Below are 21,320 nucleotides of genomic sequence, written 5' to 3' on the forward strand. Positions count from 1 at the left end.
TTCTTTATTTTACTAACAATTATGAAGGTAAGAAGTGAACCGCAATGAGAGGAAAAAAGTCGTGCTTGAAGCCTACCGTAAACACGTCGAAGAACGTGCTGCCGAGGGAGTTGTTCCAAAACCACTAGATGCTGAGCAGGTAGCTGGCCTAGTTGAACTTCTGAAGAATCCACCTCAAGGTGAAGAAGAAATCATTCTTGACCTACTAGAAAACCGCATTCCACCGGGTGTAGATGAAGCTGCGTATGTAAAAGCGGGCTTTCTTACGGCTATCACTAAAGGTGAAGTGACATCTCCACTAGTAAGCAAAGCAAAAGCTGCACAACTGCTTGGTACTATGCAAGGCGGTTACAACATCGAATCTCTAGTATCTCTACTAGATGACGCTGAACTTGCTCCAATCGCTGTTAAAGCCCTGTCTCATACTTTACTTATGTTCGATGCGTTCTACGACGTAGAAGAGAAAGCGAAAGCAGGTAATGCTTCAGCACAACAAGTGCTTCAATCTTGGGCTGATGCTGAATGGTTTACAGCTAAAGACAAAGTAGCGGAAAAAATTACCGTTAAAGTATTTAAAGTCACTGGTGAAACAAACACCGATGACCTATCTCCAGCGCCTGATGCATGGTCACGTCCTGATATCCCAGTACACGCGAAAGCGATGCTGAAAATGGAACGTGATGGCATTACTCCTGACGAACAGGGTAACGTTGGTCCAATCAAACAGATTGAAGAAATGCAAAAAGACGGCATTCAACTGGCTTACGTTGGTGATGTTGTTGGTACAGGTTCTTCACGTAAATCGGCAACGAACTCAGTGCTTTGGTTTATGGGCGAAGATATCCCATTCGTACCAAACAAGCGTACTGGCGGTGTTTGTCTTGGTGGTAAAATTGCACCAATCTTCTACAACACAATGGAAGATTCAGGCGCACTACCCATTGAACTGAACGTACAAGACATGAACATGGGCGATATCATTGATATCTACCCGTACGAAGGTGTTGTTCATAAGAACGGTTCTGTGATTTCAAACTTTGAACTAGGCAAAGTTTTGCTAGACGAAGTTCGTGCTGGTGGCCGTATTCCACTGATCATTGGTCGTGGCCTAACAGGTCGTGCTCGTGATGCTCTAGGCCTAGCTGAAACAGACCTGTTTGCTAAACCAATCGATCCATTAGCTTCTGATAAAGGCTACACGCTAGCTCAGAAGATGGTAGGTAAAGCGTGTGGCGTTGAAGGTGTACGTGCTGGTCAGTACTGTGAACCTAAAATGACGACTGTGGGTTCTCAAGATACTACGGGTCCTATGACTCGTGATGAACTTAAAGATCTGGCGTGTCTTGGTTTCTCAGCAGACCTTGTAATGCAGTCTTTCTGTCACACATCTGCATACCCTAAACCGGTTGATGTAAACACTCACCATACGCTACCTGATTTCATCATGAACCGTGCGGGTGTTTCACTTCGTCCGGGTGATGGTGTTATCCACTCATGGTTAAACCGTATGCTTCTTCCTGATACTGTAGGTACAGGTGGTGACTCGCATACTCGTTTCCCTCTTGGTATTTCATTCCCTGCGGGTTCTGGCTTGGTCGCATTTGCGGCGGCAACAGGCGTTATGCCTCTTGATATGCCTGAATCTATCTTGGTTCGCTTTAAAGGTGAAATGCAACCGGGTATCACGTTACGTGACCTAGTACATGCCATTCCACTTTACGGTATCAAGCAAGGTCTACTAACTGTTGAGAAAGCAGGTAAGATCAACGAATTCTCTGGTCGTGTACTAGAAATTGAAGGTGTTGAACACCTGTCTGTAGAGCAAGCATTTGAGCTTTCTGATGCATCTGCTGAGCGTTCAGCTGCAGGTTGTACTGTTAAGCTGTCTCAAGAGTCTATCGATGAGTACCTGAACTCGAATATCGTTATGCTTAAGTGGATGATTGCTGAAGGTTACGGTGATGTTCGTACGATTGAGCGTCGTATTACGGCAATGGAAGAGTGGGTAGCGAATCCTGAGTTGCTATCTGCTGATTCAGATGCGGAATACGCACATGTTATCGAGATTGATCTTGCTGATATTGACCAACCAATCCTATGTGCGCCAAACGATCCAGATGATGCTCGTCTTCTTTCTGATGTTCAAGGGACAGAGATTCAAGAAGTGTTCATCGGTTCTTGTATGACCAACATTGGTCACTTCCGCGCTGCAGGTAAGATGTTAGAAGAGTTTAACGGCTCACTAAATACTCGCCTATGGGTTGCTCCGCCAACGAAGATGGATAAAGACCAACTGACAGAAGAAGGCTACTACGGCATCTTCGGTCGTGCTGGGGTACGTATCGAAACTCCTGGCTGTTCACTATGTATGGGTAACCAAGCTCGTGTTGCTGATGCTTCGACGGTTATGTCGACGTCAACACGTAACTTCCCGAACCGTTTGGGTAATGGTGCGAACGTTTACCTAGCTTCTGCTGAGCTTTCTGCTGTTGGTGCGATTCTTGGTCGTATCCCAACGAAAGAAGAGTACCTAGAGTACGCTGAGAAGATCAATGCAACCGCTGCTGATACATACCGTTACCTGAACTTCCATAAAATGGGTCAGTACACGGAAAAAGCAGATACCGTTATCTTCCAAGAACCAGCTTAGTTCCTCGTTATATTTGTAGCTGCAGCGTTGTTGACTGCGTACGTTCACCCTAATCACATAGAGCTTCTATGCTCATAGGGATGAACGTACTTGTCGCCTAGCTGCAACTCCAACTATTTAGAGGAACCCAAATGATAGAGCGTCTACTTCGGTAGGCGTTTTTTTATGTCTGAATGTTAGTTTACGAGCGACTCGATCTCTTGATGACTTCGCTATATACTCTCGCCTCATTTTTTACCCTATCTGTCATTAGTGCGCGGAGCCTTTATGGAATTTGAATTTACACGAAACACTTTAATGGGCGAGTACTATGTAAAGTGCAGCATGGGTCATGAAATTGTTGGCCGCTGGCTTCAAGAAGAGATTGGGAAAGATAAGCAGAAACTGGATCACGTGATGGCGTTGATTGAACAATCTCGACAGGATCTGAGTAATGAAGTGACGCTGCTTGGCAAAGAGATCAGCCTTGCTATCAATGAAGATGACGTAACGATTCAGGAAAACGTGTTAGCGCATGAGCAAGAGATGGAAGAGGGCAGTGAATTCGACTTCTATAACTGTGAAAGCCAAGCAAGCTGTGGAATCGATGATTTCGAGCGACTTATCGAACGCTGGATGGACTTTTTAGGCTATTAAGGTCTAACTTTCTACTCGCTAGTTAGCCCCTATTTTTAAGTCATTTAGAGCTTTGAAGGCTTGGTTGCCCAAAACTGGAGCAACAATAGCGCAACGCATTAAGATAGTGAAAAGGCCGCACCATATTGGTGCGGTCTTTTTCGTTTTTATGACCTTATCATTTGCATATTATTTAAAATCAATGACTTAACGTTTTGGCACGCTACTTGGATTGTAATAAGAGAATTAACGGATTAAGTGAAGAATTTAAGGAACGAATATGAAATTAATAAATGCCATTGTTAAGCCATTCAAATTAGACGATGTACGCGAAGCGCTCTCTGATGTGGGTATTGAAGGTATGACAGTTTCTGAAGTGAAAGGTTTTGGTCGTCAGAAGGGACACACTGAATTGTATCGTGGTGCGGAGTACCAAGTGGATTTCCTACCAAAAGTGAAGCTAGAGATTGCTACCCAAGCTGAAAACGTTGACCGAGTTGTTGAAGCGATTAGCCAAGCAGCACATACCGGAAAAATCGGTGATGGCAAAATTTTTGTGTATGACCTAAGCCAAGCCGTACGTATTCGTACTGGTGAAATGGATGCTGAAGCACTTTAAAGAATTACAAGGACTGGAGACTTTAATATGGAACTTACGACAACAGTAATGGAACTACGTTACGCACTAGACACTTTTTTCTTCCTCATTTCAGGTGCGTTGGTCATGTGGATGGCAGCAGGCTTCGCAATGCTTGAAGCTGGTCTAGTTCGTTCAAAGAACACCACAGAAATTTTAACTAAGAACATCTGTTTATACGCTATTGCTTGTACGACTTTCTTAGTGGTTGGCTACAACATTATGTACGTAGATAACGGTGAAGGTGGTTGGTTGCCTTCATTTGGTACTTTAATTGGTACTCAAGGTGAAGGCGCAGACCATTCACTAGAATCTGACTTCTTCTTCCAAGTTGTGTTCGTTGCAACGGCAATGTCGGTCGTTTCGGGCGCAGTGGCTGAGCGTATGAAGCTTTGGTCATTCCTTATCTTCTCTGTGGTTCTAACAGCGTTTATTTACCCAATGGAAGGTTACTGGACTTGGGGTGGTGGCTTCCTATCAGAAGCAGGCTTCAGTGATTTCGCAGGTTCAGGTATCGTGCATATGGCTGGTGCTTCGGCTGCGCTTGCTGGCGTATTGTTACTCGGTGCTCGTCGAGGTAAATACGGTAAAAATGGTGAAATCTACCCAATCCCTGGTTCAAACATGCCGTTAGCAACATTAGGTACGTTCATCTTATGGTTTGGTTGGTTCGGCTTCAACGGCGGTTCTCAGCTAATGGTTTCAGACTTTGAAAACGCGACAGCGGTTGGCCAGATCTTCCTTAACACCAACGCAGCAGCAGCAGCTGGCGCAATCGCAGCATTACTAGTATGTAAAACAACTTGGGGTAAAGCAGACTTAACAATGATTCTTAACGGTGCGTTAGCTGGCCTAGTAGCAATCACTGCAGACCCTCTATCACCATCACCTTTATTTTCTGTAGCGATTGGTTCGGTATCTGGTGCCTTGGTTGTATTCAGCATCATTGCTCTAGATAAAGTGAAGATTGATGATCCAGTGGGTGCTATCTCAGTTCACGGTGTATGTGGCTTCTTCGGTCTAATGGCTGTGCCTCTAAGCAACGCGGATGCAACGTTTGGTGCTCAACTATTGGGTGCAGCAGTAATCTTTGCATGGGTATTCGGAGCTAGCCTAGCGGTATGGGCAGTGCTTAAAGCAACAATTGGTATCCGTGTAACCGAAGATGAAGAACTAGAAGGTATGGACATGCACGATTGTGGTGTTGGCGCTTACCCTGAATTTGTATCAGTAAAGTAATCAAAGAATAAAGCTTAATGTAGACAAAGAGTAAGCTAGTTTAAGAAACCCCATAACCATTGGTTATGGGGTTTCTTGTTATTTATGTCTAAGCAACAATGATCTTTCAAGAGAGAGTGAGCGAGTATTTTGAATAGGAGATGATATGAATATCTCCTGAAATACATTGTTACAAAAGTGCGAGCTTGATGGTGCTGAGTAGACGAATTTTTTGTCGGACATCATTGTAATTATGTTACTGATGAATATAATAACGCAACTGATATAGATTATCATTTCGATATAAAGGATTTTACAATGAAAAAACTGCTAACACTTTCAGCTCTAGCGTGTAGTGTGATTGCCCCGACAGCAATGGCTGCGGAAGAAGTGAACGTATACTCTTACCGTCAACCTTTCCTAGTTGAGCCTATGTTCAAGGAATTCACGAAAGAGACTGGCATTAAAGTAAACGTTAAGTTTGCTAAAAAAGGTTTAGCAGAGAAGTTAGCTCAAGAGGGTGAATACAGCCCAGCTGACGTTGTATTAACTGTCGATATCAGTCGTTTATCTGAACTAACTAAACAAGGTCTAGTTCAGTCTGTTGAAAGTGATGTACTTGAAAAGAACATCCCTGCTCAGTACCAAGATACTGCTAACGAGTGGTTTGCTCTAACAACTCGTACACGTAGCGTTTATTCTTCACGTGACCGTGTTGGTCGTCTAGGTGAAGAGTTCACTTACGAAGATCTAACTAAGCCTGAATTTAAAGGCAAAATCTGTACTCGTAGCGGTAAGCACCCATACAATGTTTCTCTAGTATCTTCGATGATCGCTCACAAAGGTGAAGCTGAAACGAAAGAGTGGCTAGAAGGCGTAAAAGCAAACCTAGCACGTAAGCCTCAAGGTAACGATCGCGCACAAGTTAAAGCGATTAAAGAAGGTCTATGTGATGTTGCTCTTGGCAACAGCTACTACCTAGGTAAGATGGTTAACGATAAAGAGCAAAAAGCTTGGGCTGACTCTGTTTACATTAACTTCCCTAACCAAGAGACAACAGGTACTCACGTGAATATCTCTGGTATGGCAATGGCTAAATACTCTCCAAATGAAGAGAATGCCGTTAAGCTAATGGAATTCCTATCTGGTAACACAGCGCAAAGCATGTACGCAGAAGTAAACTACGAATACCCAGTGAAAGCAGACGTTAAACCTTCTGAGCTTGTTGCTTCATGGGGTGAATTCAAAGCTGATACAATTTCTCTAGACCAGATCGCTGACCACCACGCAGCAGCAATCAAGTTATTAGATGAAGTTAAGTTCGATCTTTAATTTATTACTGTAGGCTTCGGCCCAAGTAAAATGACAACCTCAAGTCGCCATTTTCGGTCACTTGGGGTTGTTTGTTTTTGGAAAATCACTTTTTGATACAAAGCTCGTCGTTGATCCCTTGAGTTATTAGCATCTCACCTTGAAGTCGTTAGAGTATATGGGTATAAATAACCCCACCATTAAAAGGATATGAGATGTATTTGCAAATGCATTTGTGTTTCATTAAGCCTCGTTGTAGTTAGGCGATGAAAGAAAAGAATTATTTATGGAACACCAGTAGCGGCATTATTGCAGTATTGCTGGTTTTACCGATCTTAGCGATTTTTACGACGGCTGTTGGAGAAACAGATGAGCTATTTTCTCATCTGATGTCCACAGTGATGCCCACCTATGCTTACAATACGGTGGTTTTAGTCATAGGAACCATGTTCCTGTCTTTAGTTTTTGGTATTCCGTCTGCTTGGATTATGGCTATGTGCCGTGTGCCGGGTGAGCGTGTTTTACAGTGGGCATTGGTACTGCCATTAGCTATGCCAGGCTATATTGTCGGGTATATCTTTACCGATTGGTTCGACTTTGCAGGCCCTGTTCAAGTGCTACTGCGAGATCTGACTGGGTGGGGACCCGGTGAGTATTGGTTCCCGGATATTAGAACGTTATCGGGTGCCATTATTGTTCTGTCCCTCGTTCTTTACCCGTATGTTTACTTGTTGTGCCGCGCGGCATTTATGGAGCAAAACGTCTCCTTATTGCAATCCGCTCGGTTGCTAAAATGCTCGCCTTGGGAAAGCTTCCGTCGTATCTCCTTACCACTTGTTCGTCCATCAATGGCGGTCGGTTTATCGCTTGTTGCTATGGAAACCATCGGTGACTTTGGTACCGTGAGTTATTTTGCGGTAAATACTTTAACGACTGCGGTTTATGATACTTGGCTAGGCTACTCAAGCTTAACGGCTGCAGCGAAAATATCGGCAATCATGCTGGTTATCGTGATCCTATTATTGAGCTCAGAGCGATACAGTCGCCGTAAGCAGAAGCTATTCCAGAACCAATTCAGCAGCCGCGAAGATTTTCGTTACAACCTCTCTGGTTGGAAAAAATGGCTGGCACTATTCTGGTGCTGGGGATTAGTTTGTGTTGCGTTCTTATTCCCTCTTGGCCAGCTCATTATTTACGCCTACAAATATTTTGCTCAAAGCTGGACCCCTGAATTCAGAGAATATGCCATCAACAGCCTTTACGTTTCGGTAGCTGCTGCGATTATTGGCGTTATCATTGCGATGATTGTGAACTTTAATCAGCGTGTTAGCCCAAGTAAGAAAAATCAGGCTTACATGCGTATTGCTTCGATGGGCTATGCCGTTCCTGGCACGGTGTTAGCGATTGGCGTGATGGTACCTGTGTTGTTTATGGATCACTTGGTCAATGACATCGCTAAAGTGATGGAGTGGGGACGACCTGGTTTGATCTTCTCTGGTTCCATGTTTGCGCTTATCTTTGCAATGGTCGTGCGTTTTTCTGCAGTGGCGATCGGCAGTATCGAAAGTAGCTTGAGTAAAGTATCTCCTTCATTGGATATGGCTTCGAAAACCATGGGTTGCAATACCAATCAGATGTTACGCCGTGTTCATTTACCTTTGATTAAACGTGGTGCATTGATCGCTGGCTTACTGGTGTTTATCGAATCAATGAAAGAGCTAAATGCGGCATTGCTGTTACGTCCTTTCAACTTCGAAACATTGGCGACCTATGTTTATAACTATGCCTCAGATGAGCACCTAGAGTTGGCGGCAATGCCTGCTGTATTATTGGTGTTGGTGGGTTTAATTCCTCTGATCATCGTTAACCGTTCTTTGGAGCAGAAACACTAATGAGTTGTGCATTATCAATTAAAGATCTGACTTGCAAATATGAGTCGCAAACCATCTTGGAATCGCTCTCGTTAGAAGTTGAGCATGGTGAAATTGTTTGTCTTCTTGGTGCCAGTGGCTGCGGAAAAACGACTTTGCTTAAGGCGGTTGCAGGGCTGCTTCCATTAAGTAGCGGAATCATGAGCTTGAACTGTCAAACCATTGATGATGGTGATAATTGGTTGCCACCAGAGCAACGAAACATCGGTATGATTTTCCAAGATTACGCCCTGTTTCCGCACCTGACGGTAAACCAGAATGTCGGTTTTGGCCTTAAAGATCTCTCTGATCAGCAAAAGAAAGAGAAAGTTCAAGAGATGTTGGAGCTGGTTCATTTAGATGAATTCGGTGACCGGTACCCACATCAACTTTCTGGTGGTCAACAGCAGCGCGTAGCGATTGCTCGTTCTTTAGCATACAAGCCAGATTTATTGTTATTGGATGAACCTTTCTCAAATATCGATACTCAGGTTCGCCATGAGTTGATCTCTCAGATTCGTAAAATATTTAAGAAGCAGGGTGTGACGGCTATTTTTGTGACTCACAGTCGTGAAGAGGCGTTCGCGTTTGCAGATAAGATGGCAGTAATGAACCATGGTGTGATTGAACAGTATGGTTCGGCGTCGGAGCTTTACTTCCACCCTTCGAGTAAGTTTGTTGCAGACTTTTTGGGCGGCGGCAGTTACCTCAATGCACAGCGTATTTCAGAGCTGGAGTTTGAAACCAGCTTGGGTGTGGTTGAAGCTAAACCACAAACGGAGATTGAATTTGGCAGTGCGTGTGAGCTTCTTTTAAGACCACAGCATATCCAAGCTAGTTACGAACAAGACAGTGCTATTTCAGTACTAGAGCAGCAATTTATGGGCGATCACTGTCGTTATGTTATTGAAGCTCACGGTCAAAAGCTATTGGCAACCTCGTCAGAAGCGCTTGAAGTTGGTATGCCGGTCAACGTAAAAGTGGATACCAAAGGCGTATTGGCTTTCTAATTAGGTACAATTCATAGTACCGCTAATTCTCGATGAACCATAAAAAAGCCCAGCACTTTAATCTAAAGTACTGGGCAAAAGCTCTTCATCTATAGGGGTTAACAAGGCAGTGATTTGTTAAGTCCCATACAAGACTGCTGCGCTCTATAAGCCTATAGAGAGAGGAAGTCTTTCACTTTTTGAAGAACATGTTCTGCAGTGTCTTTATCTTCCATTTCAGCGAAGATTCGTAGCAATGGCTCAGTTCCTGAGAAACGAGCAATCACCCAGCCGCCATTCTTGAAGTACACCTTGGCACCATCTTCATAGCTGACTTTTTCAATTTCGTATTCAAATTCAGGCAGTTGTTTTTCGACGTAGATCTTGGTGTAGAGCGCTCCCTTCTCTGAAGGTTTAAACTTGCAATCGCCTTCCGCCGTATACGCGTAGCCATACTTAGAGTAAATCTCATCAAGCAGCTCAGACAGCTTCTTGCCTGTCACACTGATCATCTCAACCAGTAAGCTCGATGCGAACACGCCATCCTTACCTTTGATGTGACCTCGAATGGTTAAACCGCCAGAGCTTTCACCGCCAATTAGTGAGTCATCGGCTTCCATTTGAGAGCTGATATGCTTAAAGCCTACAGGAACCTCAAAGCTCTTCTCACCATGATCTGCCGCTACTTTGTCGAGCAGATGTGTGGTGGCGATGTTACGCACGACAGAGCCTTTCCAGCCTTTGTATTCCAATAAGTAGTAGTAAAGAAGCAGTAACACTTCGTTAGGGTGAATGAAGTGACCTTTCTCATCGATGATGCCTAAACGGTCGGCATCGCCATCGGTACCAATACCAATGTCATAGCCTTCTGCTGCTACCAAATGCTTCAAGCGATACAGCGTAGCTGCATTAGGAGATGGCATTAGGCCCCCGAAATCTGGGTTCTTACCATCGTTGATCACGTCGACATCACAGCGAGCGCTGATTAACACGGTTTGCAGTGCGTTTTTTGCCACGCCAAACATTGGGTCAATCAGGACTCTTAGGTTGGCTTGTTTAATCGATTCGATATCAATAGCGTTAATGATCGAGTCAACAAAGGCGTTCATCGGATTGATGACTTCAATTTCTTTGTCATTCAATGCTTGTTCAAAATCGACTCTGACGACATCTTCACTGGTTAGGGTCGAAATCTGTTGTTCGATCTTTTCTGTGATGATCTCATCAGCATCTCGGCCACCTTCAATGAAGATCTTTATGCCGTTATAGTCCGCTGGGTTGTGAGAAGCGGTAATACAGGCTGAGTAAATACATCCCATCTCTTTTGCTTGGAACATCACGATAGGAGTCGGAACGAACTTGTCGATAAAGCTCACTTTGATGTTGTTGGCTGCCAATACTTCAGCAAACCAACATGCGGCTTTATCTGAAAGGAAGCGGCGGTCATAGCCGATCACAAACCCATTCTTGGCTGCATCTTCGTTGTTAATGATGTTAGCGAGCGCTTGTGCTACCAAACGGACGTTTTCTCTAGTGAACTCCTCACCAATGAAAGCGCGCCAGCCACCTGTACCAAATTTAATCATTAGAAAATCCTTTTAGTCTCATTGTCTCAAGCCAGTAAAGACTTGAGATAGTGAGCTGTTCATCAAATTAAGTGATTAGCCGAGTACAACGATAACTTCGTTCTCGCTGCCTTCTGCTTGTACCGGGATTGCGCCTTCAACTGACTCACCATTGACAGTGATAGAGGCAACGCCTTTGCTTACTGCATTCGGGTTCTGCACTGTGATGTTGTAAGTCGCGCCACGCCATTGACGAGTAACCTCGAACTCTGGCCAATCAGTCGGGATACATGGATCAACTGTTAAGCTTTCAAAGCCTGTACGAACACCAAGAATGAAGTTGGTTACCGCGAAGTAAGCCCAACCAGAGGTACCTGTTAACCAAGGGTGGTTTGCACGACCATGGTCTTGGTGATCTTTACCCATGATGAACTGCACGTACGAGTATGGTTCTGCGTAACGCGTTTCAATCATGTCGTTTTGGTTGTACGGGTTAAGTGCGTCGTAGAACTTCATAGCACGGTCACCACGACCTAGCTTCGCTTCTGCTACCCAAGCCCATGGATTCGGGTGAGAGAAGATTGCACCATTCTCTTTAACGCCTTGGTAAACGCGAGTTACGAAACCGATATCGTCGTTTGGTGTTGCGAATGAAGGAGAGTTTAGGTGTAGGCCATATTCTGAGAAAAGGTTCTCATCGACAGCGTCCATCGCTTTCTCGCCACGCTCTTGAGATACCGCGCCAGATAGAACCGCTAGCGTGTTTGACTCAAGGTGCACACGACCTTCAGCTTGTTGAGCGGTACCGATCTTGTCGCCATTTTTAGTCAGACCACGGATGTACCAGCCACCCTCGTCATCCCAAAGGTGCGTTTCACACGCTTCGCGAACGTTCGCTGCCATTTCAGTGTATTTAGTAACGTCAGCATCGTTATTACGGAACTTAGCTAGGTCTAAGAATTCTTGTAGCGCCCAGAAGTGTAGGAATGAAACCATTGAAGATTCACCACCACCTAGGTTCAAGCAGTCATTCCAGTCTGCGCGAAGACCCTTACAGATACCGGTTTGACCTACGTATTCTGCAGAGAAGTTCAGTGCGGCTTTCATGTGTTCGTAAACCGTTGCTTCACCCCCATCTGCGTATGGAATCACTTCGTCAAAGAAATCGTGTTCACCCGTTTCCATTACGTACTTGATGATGGTTGGTACGATCCATAAGTGATCATCAGAACAGGTATCGTCAATGCCGTGGATCTTGTCGTCATCTGACGGTGTTGGAACAACCGTTGGCGATTTTGAAGGTTCAACGTCAGCTTTCTCTGGATCGAACCAATCAGGATCGAACAAGTGTAGACCGTAGCCCGCTTTCACTTGGCCGCGAAGCAGGTCGATAATACGTTTCTTGGTCATTTGTGGGTTGGCATGAGGTACTGAGATCGCGTCTTGCGCCGTATCACGGTAGCCAAGGCCAGTACGGCCACCGACTTCAATGAATGAAGCAAAGCGAGACCAAACCACACAGGTTTCCGCTTGGTATAGCGTCCACGTGTTGATCATTGTGTCTAAGCCTTCGTTTGGCGACTTAACTTGGAATTTGTTGCAACGCTCGTCCCAGTGATCTTTGATTCCTTGGAAAGCTGCATCTACGTTGGCTGCATCTTGGTACTTCTCGCGTAGGCGTTCACCGTTGCCTTTACCGATACCTAATACATACGCAAAGCGAACTTCTTCACCCGGTTGAATCGTAAATTGCTTGTGCAGAGAACCACAATGGTTGTAGCAGGTTTGAGCGCTGTTAGAACACTTGCCATTTTCAACCGCAATTGGGTTTGCTTCATCACGGTACATGCCAAGGAAGTTGTCACGTTGGCCATCATAGCTGTCTGGTGAGAAGGTTGACGCTAGGTAGTAGAAGCCTTCAAAGTCGTTAGTGTTGTAGTACAGGTCGTATTCAAGAACACCTTCTTGGTAAGACGTACCCGCAGAGTACAAAGACATCTGATGGTTCTGATTATCTGATTGGATGTGGCTGAACGAGAACTCAACAAATGAGAAAGTACTGATGGTTCTTGGCTTGTCAGTGTTGTTCTTCAGCACGACGTCCCAAACTTCAGCATCTTCTCCCTTAGGAACGAATAGCGTTTTAGTTGCGGTAATACCGCTGTATTCACACTTGAACTTAGAGTATGACAGGCCATGGCGTACTTCGTAGTTCGCTTCATCTAGGCTTTTTGCCACTGGCTGCCAAGAGATAGACCAGTAATCACCCGTCTCATCATCACGCAGGTAAACATAGTGTCCTGGACGGTCGAATGTGCCGTTTGGACGGAATTTAGTAACACGGTTGTATTCCGGAGAATTGTAGAACGAGTAACCGCCCGCATTGTGCGAAATTACGGTACAAAACTTTTCAGTACCTAGGTAGTTGGTCCAAGGTGCTGGTACATCAGGGCGAGTGATGACGTATTCGCGATTGTCGTTATCGAAATAGCCGTATTTCATTGTCATTTCCTTTTTAACAAACTGCATCTATGCAGCTAATTTTTAAATAGTGATGCTGAGTCTTATCTGACTGAGCACCTTAATTTGAGTTAGCAACTTAATTTTAGTTAGCAACCGCTCGATATGAGTGCCGCTTTGGTTGTGTTTTATTGAGCTTTCCAAGGGCTGCGATAATCAACATTGAGCCTGTCGAGTAATGGCAGATGCCCCTTTAGGCGAGATAGGTAATCTAGCCAGTTTCGGTTGTTTTTATGTGTCCAACATCCTTCAGCTAAAGCGCTAATTCTTGGGAATACCATGTAATCCATACGCTTTTGGTTGGTGACGATCTCACACCATAGAGCACACTGAATTCCGCGGATCCGCTTACGAATTGGGTCGGTGTCGGATATTTCAGCAAGCGCTTCGTAGGTATAAGCTTGTTCTAATGGGATAACGGCAGCCCAATCTACGCCCGGTTCTTCCGGTGCATAATCTTGGGTCATGTCGAGATAGGTAAATTGTGCCGGTTGCAGCACCACATCAAAGCCTTGGCGAGCGCAATTCACTGCAGCTTCTTCACTGAGCCACGAGTAGATGATGGTCTCTTTACTGACTTTGTCGCCGTGTTGCGCTTCTTCCCAGCCCACCATGCGCTTGCCAAGTTGCTTGAGTTTGTTCTCGGCATAACGGAAGAGGTGGCCTTGTAAGTCTTTGCTGTCTTGATATTGATGCTCTTTCATCAAAGCTTGAGCAGCAGGGCTGTTGGTCCACACGCCCGGTGGCACTTCATCTGCGCCCATGTGGATCAATTCGCTAGGGAAAAGCTCTGCCACTTCTTCAATAACGGCATCTAGGAATTGGTAAGTACCCGGTAAACCTGGATTTAGCACGTTGTCGTTGTAGTGCTGAATGCTCTTGTATTGTGTGGTGTCTGCTTGCTCAACTAGCATGTCTGGCAGTGATTTGATTGCGGCGCGACAGTGTCCCGGGATATCGATCTCTGGGATCACCGTGATGCTGCGTTGCTCTGCATATTCAATGACTTCGTGAATCTGTTGTTGTGTGTAGAAGCCGCCATAGTTGTCAGCAATGTGGGTGTATTGCGGTTCTAATGCATGATCAGGACCACGCCAAGCGCCAATTTCTGTTAGCTGAGGCAGGCTCTTGATCTCAATTCTCCAGCCTTCATCATCGGTTAGGTGCCAGTGAAAAACGTTGAATTTGTACTGCGCCAATTGGTTGATCAAACGTTTCACTTGCTCTACCGAGTGGAAGTGACGAGCGCAATCCAACATCATGCCGCGGTACTTAAATCGAGGTTGATCGGCGATTTTGCAACATGGTAGAGAGAAGTTCTCTGCGTCCAGTTGTTGAACTAATTGAATCAAGCTTGCCACAGCGTGTGTAAAGCCCGATTGGCTGCCTGATTCAGCAGTAATCTGTTGTGCAGTGATGGACAGCTTGTATTCGGCTTCATCTAACGTCGGGTTGCTGCGAAATAGAATGTCGCCGCTTTCGTCTTTTGAAAGTTCAGTTGAAAGCGCGTTCGAAAGAGACAACTCAAAGGTCGAGAGCAATTCTTGCTGGAACCAAGAGACTGCCTTATCAGCAAGATGAGATTGAACCTCAATTCTGCATTCGCTGCTTAGCGCGAATCTACTTAGCGCGAAACTACCTTGCTGAAATTCGATCTGATTCGGCTGAGGAATCAATGCCACTTCAGCTGCGCTCACTTCAGGAATTTGATTGCGTTCACGGTATGGCGAAGCCAGTACAATGGGTGATATCGCGACAGGCAGTACCGATGTTTCCCCATCATGATGTGACTGGATAAAGGCATCGTTAAGGCCATCAGAATAGAAGCGGAATGGTGCGCTTTGAATACTGAATTCAAGGTAGAAATGGTTATTGGCTTTTAACACTGGCGAATTTGGTTTGAACGAGCAAAAGCTTCCTACTTGAGTCAATTCACCTTGCGACAAACTCTCAGGAAGGATGAATCGGTCAAAGGCAAAATGCAGTGACCAATCTTGTACGTCGAGGTCACTTAAGTTATGTACCGTAAGGCCGAATCGGCAGTTATTTTTTTGTTCAGAAAGAACAGCTAAGTCGATGCGATAATTCATATAACTTCCCTGCTAAGCCTGTTGATACAAGTTGTGTTGTGATTTTCCGGCAAACATCAATGCGCCTTCGATAGCGTCGAATTGAGGTTTAACGATCCATTGTTGTACTGGTGGAGATAGCCAGTTGAGAATACGCTCAGCGATACTTCCCATTAAGCACACCTTGTCAGCGCCTTTTCGGTGTAGTGCTAAGACAAACATTTCGATATCAGCAGCGGTTTGCTTGAGCATCTCGATAGCCAGTTCATCACCTTCATTTGCCAGTTGAAAAATAACTGGAGAAAATTGGCCGTAATCTTTTGGAATCGCGCCTTTTGACCACGCCACGATCGCATCAACATCATTATTGAAGTGATTCATAACATGCTGAGTCAGCGGAGTTTTGTTGCGAATGCCATCTTCAGCGAGTAGAACTTGCTGAATTAAACGAAGGCCCATCACTGCGCCGCCGCCTTGGTCTGAAATTGGGAATTCACGACCGCCAACAACATGTTGTTCTCCGTTGTTTAGGTAGATACCACATGAACCTGTGCCACCAATCATGATTGCACCGTCTTGGCCGTTGTGAGCACCAATGCAAGCGCCGTAAGCGTCTGTATTGAGTGTCATACTTGCGAAAGGGTGAGCTTGTACCATGAAGTCGAGCCATGCTGATTTTTGCTCTGCGCCAGCTAGCGCCAAACCAACATGCATATTAGAAAAATCGTTAGAGTCGAGTTGGCTTTGTTGTGCGGCTTTGGTGATGGCGTCAACGATAGAGTTCATTGCAACATCAACACCCAATAGAATGTTGGCACTGCCACTCTTTGCTTCACCAACCAGCTTGCCTTGGTCATCGCGAATTCGAGCTCGACAAGAAGTGCCTCCACCATCAATACCTACGTAGTAAAGAGTCATGATTATTGCTCCTTACTTTGTGCTAGGAAGTTGAATTGCGAAGCCGTTGCCAATAGGAACCAAGCGCCGTGAGGGATCCATTGTTCACCCCAGCGCCAGTTTTGAAGCATGTCGTCTTTCTGTGCTGGTGGGTTGAATGCGATGTCTTGTTCGTCTTCGAAACCAGCTGTGATGCCGTTGCAGACACCACCTTTTGCATTGAAGAAACCAAGCTGTGGTAGGTAATCTGGGTTGTTATGGCCGTGACCATCGAGCATACACATATGGTATGGGTTGAGACCTAAAATCCAATCAAGGCTGTTTTGCGAAAGCTGGATTAGGCGCTGTTGAAGGTCATTATCTTTAATGTGCGGTTGAACTAGGTAAGCCATGGTTGCGAGTGAACCAAGGCGAGCATTTTCACCTTGCCACCAGTAACCTGTCTCGTTCTGTTGAGCGACGAAGAAGGCATCACGTTTATCACCATCGACAGATTTAACGTACTGTCTTGGGTAGCCGAATGGGTTGGTGACTTTGTCGGTAATGTTGATTTCGAACTGGCAAGCTTGCTCAACAGCTGTGCGAGCCTGTTCTTTTAATTCAGTATTGGTTTCGTTGTCGATGTATTCGCATAGCGCAATCACCGGAAGGCCAGCTTCTGCTGCATGAAAGTATGGGCGAGAGCCATCAGAGTTTGCCGACCAGAAGTGCTCAAATGAATTATCTGACTGTTGGCGAGAGATTAAACGAGTCGCCCAAGCTCTTGCTTCTGTTAGGTATTGCTGGTCTTGAGTTACGCGATACAGCTCATTGGCTGCGAGTAGGGCACAATACTCATCGATGATGTTCTCTTCACCATCGTTTAGGTATTGAAGGTTGTGTTCTTTAAGGTGCCAATAGCCTTTCGCAGCTGTATCAAGGTAGGTTTGGCTAGAGTAACTGCCAGAGGCTTCAAGCTCAGATGCAGCAGCCAATGCTGCAATAGCAACGCCGGCACCTTGTCGGTAGCCAGCTTGTAAGTCTGTTGATTTATGGCCTTCTTGAGTCGCATAAGCGCAGATGTCGCGCTGATTGATATCTTTGCTCCATTTGTCGAATACCGTCATATAGAAGTATCCGTCGGCGTCTTGCATACGCACTAAGAAGTCGGCACCGAACAGAGCCTCTTCCGTTAGACGAGTCATGGAGAATTTCGGGAAGTCTGGATTATGGCTAGTCAAGCGCACGCTTTTTAGCATGTTCCAAACGACCATTGGAATTTGTTGTGGGTTTAGGTAGTTACCATAAGACAGGTGGCTAAAATACTTACTGACATCTCCTGATGCGTCATACCATCCTCCGTGGACATCGACGTATCTGTCGGTACCTAGAATTTGTGCTTGTCGATCTTTTTTGTCGAAAATACCGCCACAGCGTTGTGACTTAAAGTAATGAAGCACATCAGAGAATGTGTGGTTCATTAATAGGTTGCTACCAATCTCAAATACTTCTGAACGCAGGTTGTCAAAACGTAGGTAGTAGCGACCAGGTTCAGTAACTGAACTGAAATCGATAGTGAAGAATTGCCCTTGATGCCAATTTGCTACGCGGCCTTGTTTAACCACATCAAAGCTTCCGACAGTCATATGATTGTCTGCACAGACGAGTAAAGCCGTAGTGCTCGATAGACGAGCTTTCTTTGTTTGTAAGATAGCTTGCTTTGGGCCTGTGGACTCATAGCCAATATGGTTGGTCAATAACAGCATCAATACTCTCCGACAGTCCTAGTTTCTATTGGCTAGGTACTTGAATGTTTTGGATATAAATAGTTAGGGTCCGCAGACCCTAACTTGGACTTTATTGCTTAGCTTTCGTGTAGGTAACAACGTACAAAGTGGTTATCAGCTAACTGTGTAACCCCTGGCAGCTGTTCTTTACACTTGTCCATCGCGTGAGTACAACGGCCTGCAAATGGGCAACCTGCTGATACTGGTGTCCAAAGTGGGATCTCCCCTTTGTTACCTGCTAGTTGGTCGTGGATCGATTTCTTAGGATCTGGAACTGCCGAAACCAATAGCTGAGTGTAAGGGTGTTGAGGGTTAGCAATAACGTCATCGGTATCGCCCCATTCCACCATGTGTCCAACGTACATTACGGAAAGATCTTCAGCGATGTAACGAGCCGTTGCGATGTCGTGAGTGATATAAAGTAGAGACATTTGCTTCTCAAACTTCATCTCTTCCATCAGGTTCAAAACACCAGCACGAATCGATACATCAAGCATTGAGGTTGGCTCATCGGCTAGAACCACTTCCGCACCTACCGCGATGTTACGTGCAAGGTTGACACGTTGACGCTGGCCACCTGAGAGTTGGTGAGGGTACTTTTCTGCCGTCGCTTGCGGTGGTACTAACCCCACTTGCTCTAGAAGATCGTATACACGTTCCTGTAACTCTTTCTTGTTGCCCGGAGATACTTTTTTGTGGATCAACAAAGGGCGAGCGATGTGGTGGAAGATATTGTGCGTTGGGTTCAGTGAACCAAACGGGTCTTGCCATACCATCTGCACACCTTCACGGTAGTGCATAAGATCTTTTCTGCTTGAGATCTCTTGGATATCGCGACCTTTGTATTCGATCGTACCGCCCGAAGGCGCGTACATTTTTGCGATCATTTTTGCTGTTGTTGATTTGCCTGAACCAGACTCACCAACCACCGCTAGGCCACGGCTTTTGTACATCTTGAATGACACGTCGTTAATCGCACGCATCATTGGGGTTTGAATGGTGGTACTGCTTATTGGGAAGTCTTTTACGACATTCTTGCCTTCTACCAATAATTGACCGAAATCTTTGCTCATAATTGTCTCCAGAATCCTTGTTCGCTTTGCTTGCTTTTCGACGGTCGAGCCGCCTTATTCGTTATCCACGCTGATTCAGCGTGCAAGCTATAGCTTTCTTTGTACTATTGGGTCACCGTACAGGTGGCAGTTAGACAAGTGTCCCGGGTCGATAGAGCGCAGCTTGGTTGGCACCTTAGTACAAGCTTCATGTACACGGTCACATCGAGCTTGGAAACGACACCCTTCAGGAATCTCTAGGAGGTTCAGAGGGTTGCCCGGAATACCCGCTAGTTTTGTCTTTGGCCCTGTTAGTGGAGGGAAAGAACTGCCCAGCCCTTTGGTGTAAGGGTGGTAAGGGTTTTCTAGAATATCTTGAGAGTTCGCGACCTCGATAAGTTCACCGGAGTACATGATGCCGATACGGTCAGAGAACTCGACCATCAATGACAAGTCATGGGTGATGAACAGAATTGAGAAACCAAACTCTTCTTTTAGTGCATAGATCTTTTGTAGGATTTCGCGTTGAACAACCACATCAAGCGCGGTCGTTGGCTCATCCATAATGATCAGCTTTGGATTCAATGCTAAAGCGATAGCAATAACTAAGCGTTGACGCATGCCGCCAGAGAATTGGTGAGGGTAGTCACTCAATCGGCTCGGGTGAATATCGACGATTTCAAGTAGACCTTCAGCGCGTTGCTTAGCTTGTTCACGAGTCATGTTGGTGTGATGCATAATCACATCACAGAACTGTTCTTCCATTGGAAGTACAGGGTTGAGTGCGTTCATCGCACTCTGGAATACCATCGACATCTCGCTCCAGCGGAACGCTTGCATACGTTCGTCACTGTATTCAAGGATGTTCTCACCATTGAAGATGACTTCACCACCACTGATGTAAGCGGGCGGCTTATGAAGACGCATAAGAGAGAAAGCAACGGTTGATTTACCACAGCCAGATTCACCAGCTAAGCCGAATACTTCACCCGGAGCGATGTCAAAACTTACGTTATTACACGCGCGAACATCGCCAGACTCTGTGATGTAATCCACGCATAAGTTGCGGATTGAAATTAGTGGTTCAGACATGATTATTTATCTCCGCTCCAAAGTGCATTTTGTGGTGGTAGTTCTGGTTCACGTTCTTCTTTATCTTGAGCCGCTAGTTTTTTCCAACGCTTCATGCCTTTGTGAGAACGCAGTTGCGGGTTGGCAATTTCATCGACTGCGAAGTTAAGCAGAGCAAGGCCAGTTACAAGTAGTGTTAATGCGATACAAGGAGCCAACAGCTCCCACCAAGCGCCAATCAGCATTGATGAAGAGGTTTGAACGTTGTAAAGCATGATGCCCCAGCTGATTGTGTTCGGGTCACCAAGACCTAGGAACGAAATCGTAGCTTCCATCATGATTGCGTACATCACCGAACCAATGAAGCTCGCGCCAACGATAGAGATAAGGTTTGGAAGAATCTCTACGAAGATGATACGGAATGAAGATTCACCCAAAACTTCAGCGGCTTTTACAAATTCTTTTTCACGCAGTGCTAACGTTTGGGAACGAACAACACGCGCGCCCCAAGCCCAGGACATAAAGCCGATAACCAAGGTTATAGTGAGTGGCCCTGCCTCACCGATAAAGGCTGCAACGACGAACAGTAATGGGTATTGAGGAATAACCAGCATGATGTTCATTGCGGCTGTCAGAATGTCATCGACACGTCCACCGAAGTAGCCTGCCGAAACACCGATAACCGTTGCGAGTAAACATACGGTAAGGCCCGCACCAAAACCTACAGCAAGAGATACACGTGCGCCGTATACCACTTGTGACCAAACGTCACGACCCATACGAGTTGTCCCCAGTACGTGATCTGCCTTTTTAGACATGATAAGTGTGCGGCGGTCGTCTGCTAGGTTTTGAGCAACCCAGCCGTCAGGGTTCGTTTGTGCAGACTTAACGACGAAGCCAGGGTACTCGTGTGGGTTACCTGTACGCTTGTCTGGTACATGTTTGGTGATCAATGGAGCCGCAATAGCACCAAGAATAAAAATACTTAGGATGATGACACCGGTTAGGGCCATCGGATTGCGCCAAATGAGTTTTAGAATATCTTTCATG

At 45.6% G+C, this 21,320-nt stretch carries 15 protein-coding genes; 7 read left to right on the forward strand and 8 right to left on the reverse strand.

The genetic code is table 11. The annotated features are described in order from the left end of the window. Positions 1 to 61 precede the first annotated feature (61 nt). From acnB to AACR09_RS01855, 7 genes are all read left to right on the forward strand, one after another. On the forward strand, positions 62 to 2,650 hold the full coding sequence (acnB, locus tag AACR09_RS01825) for a bifunctional aconitate hydratase 2/2-methylisocitrate dehydratase (RefSeq protein WP_026012369.1): 2,589 nt from the start codon (positions 62 to 64) through the stop codon (positions 2,648 to 2,650). Between the two features lie 267 nt (positions 2,651 to 2,917). After that, positions 2,918 to 3,286: a YacL family protein gene (locus AACR09_RS01830; RefSeq protein ID WP_017088701.1), complete on the forward strand. Its 369-nt coding sequence runs from the start codon at positions 2,918 to 2,920 to the stop codon at positions 3,284 to 3,286. A gap of 259 nt (positions 3,287 to 3,545) precedes the next feature. Next, complete coding sequence (glnK, locus tag AACR09_RS01835) at positions 3,546 to 3,884, forward strand: P-II family nitrogen regulator (RefSeq protein WP_004738200.1); 339 nt, start codon at positions 3,546 to 3,548, stop codon at positions 3,882 to 3,884. A gap of 27 nt (positions 3,885 to 3,911) precedes the next feature. Further along, complete coding sequence (locus AACR09_RS01840; RefSeq protein WP_017088370.1) at positions 3,912 to 5,141, forward strand: ammonium transporter; 1,230 nt, start codon at positions 3,912 to 3,914, stop codon at positions 5,139 to 5,141. Positions 5,142 to 5,438: 297 nt separating this feature from the next. Then, a complete protein-coding gene (locus tag AACR09_RS01845) occupies positions 5,439 to 6,452 on the forward strand; it encodes a Fe(3+) ABC transporter substrate-binding protein (protein ID WP_017093921.1) in 1,014 nt (337 codons plus the stop codon). Positions 6,453 to 6,697: 245 nt separating this feature from the next. Then, on the forward strand, positions 6,698 to 8,323 hold the full coding sequence (locus tag AACR09_RS01850) for an ABC transporter permease (RefSeq protein WP_193835924.1): 1,626 nt from the start codon (positions 6,698 to 6,700) through the stop codon (positions 8,321 to 8,323). After that, positions 8,323 to 9,351: an ABC transporter ATP-binding protein gene (locus AACR09_RS01855; RefSeq protein ID WP_004734523.1), complete on the forward strand. Its 1,029-nt coding sequence runs from the start codon at positions 8,323 to 8,325 to the stop codon at positions 9,349 to 9,351. Before AACR09_RS01850 ends, AACR09_RS01855 begins: the two co-directional genes overlap by 1 nt. A 152-nt stretch (positions 9,352 to 9,503) precedes the next feature. Here the strand turns inward: AACR09_RS01855 and AACR09_RS01860 are convergent, their stop codons facing one another. From AACR09_RS01860 to AACR09_RS01895, 8 genes are all read right to left on the reverse strand, one after another. Then, positions 9,504 to 10,916, reverse strand: coding sequence for a phosphoglucomutase/phosphomannomutase family protein (locus AACR09_RS01860; protein ID WP_193835925.1), 1,413 nt, complete (start codon positions 10,914 to 10,916; stop codon positions 9,504 to 9,506). Between the two features lie 75 nt (positions 10,917 to 10,991). Continuing rightward, entirely contained in the window at positions 10,992 to 13,397 is a 2,406-nt protein-coding gene (locus AACR09_RS01865; RefSeq protein ID WP_193835926.1) for a GH36-type glycosyl hydrolase domain-containing protein, read from the reverse strand. Positions 13,398 to 13,543: 146 nt separating this feature from the next. Then, positions 13,544 to 15,505 carry a beta-N-acetylhexosaminidase gene (locus tag AACR09_RS01870; RefSeq protein WP_193835927.1) on the reverse strand — a complete coding sequence of 654 codons (1,962 nt, stop codon included), beginning with the start codon at positions 15,503 to 15,505 and terminating at the stop codon, positions 13,544 to 13,546. A gap of 12 nt (positions 15,506 to 15,517) precedes the next feature. Further along, a complete protein-coding gene (locus tag AACR09_RS01875; protein ID WP_054541855.1) occupies positions 15,518 to 16,402 on the reverse strand; it encodes an N-acetylglucosamine kinase in 885 nt (294 codons plus the stop codon). A 2-nt stretch (positions 16,403 to 16,404) separates the two neighbouring features. Further along, positions 16,405 to 18,126 carry a glycoside hydrolase family 9 protein gene (locus AACR09_RS01880; protein WP_193835928.1) on the reverse strand — a complete coding sequence of 574 codons (1,722 nt, stop codon included), beginning with the start codon at positions 18,124 to 18,126 and terminating at the stop codon, positions 16,405 to 16,407. A 98-nt stretch (positions 18,127 to 18,224) separates the two neighbouring features. Beyond that, a complete protein-coding gene (locus tag AACR09_RS01885; protein ID WP_017080764.1) occupies positions 18,225 to 19,220 on the reverse strand; it encodes an ABC transporter ATP-binding protein in 996 nt (331 codons plus the stop codon). 87 nt (positions 19,221 to 19,307) lie between these two features. Further along, a complete protein-coding gene (locus AACR09_RS01890) occupies positions 19,308 to 20,291 on the reverse strand; it encodes an ABC transporter ATP-binding protein (RefSeq protein WP_004734530.1) in 984 nt (327 codons plus the stop codon). 2 nt (positions 20,292 to 20,293) lie between these two features. After that, positions 20,294 to 21,319, reverse strand: a complete 1,026-nt coding sequence (locus tag AACR09_RS01895) for an ABC transporter permease (RefSeq protein WP_004734531.1) — start codon at positions 21,317 to 21,319, stop codon at positions 20,294 to 20,296. Between the last annotated feature and the right edge of the window lies 1 nt (position 21,320).

Source organism: Vibrio sp. OPT20 (assembly GCF_963889365.1).
In the GTDB taxonomy this organism is placed as follows: domain Bacteria; phylum Pseudomonadota; class Gammaproteobacteria; order Enterobacterales; family Vibrionaceae; genus Vibrio; species Vibrio splendidus.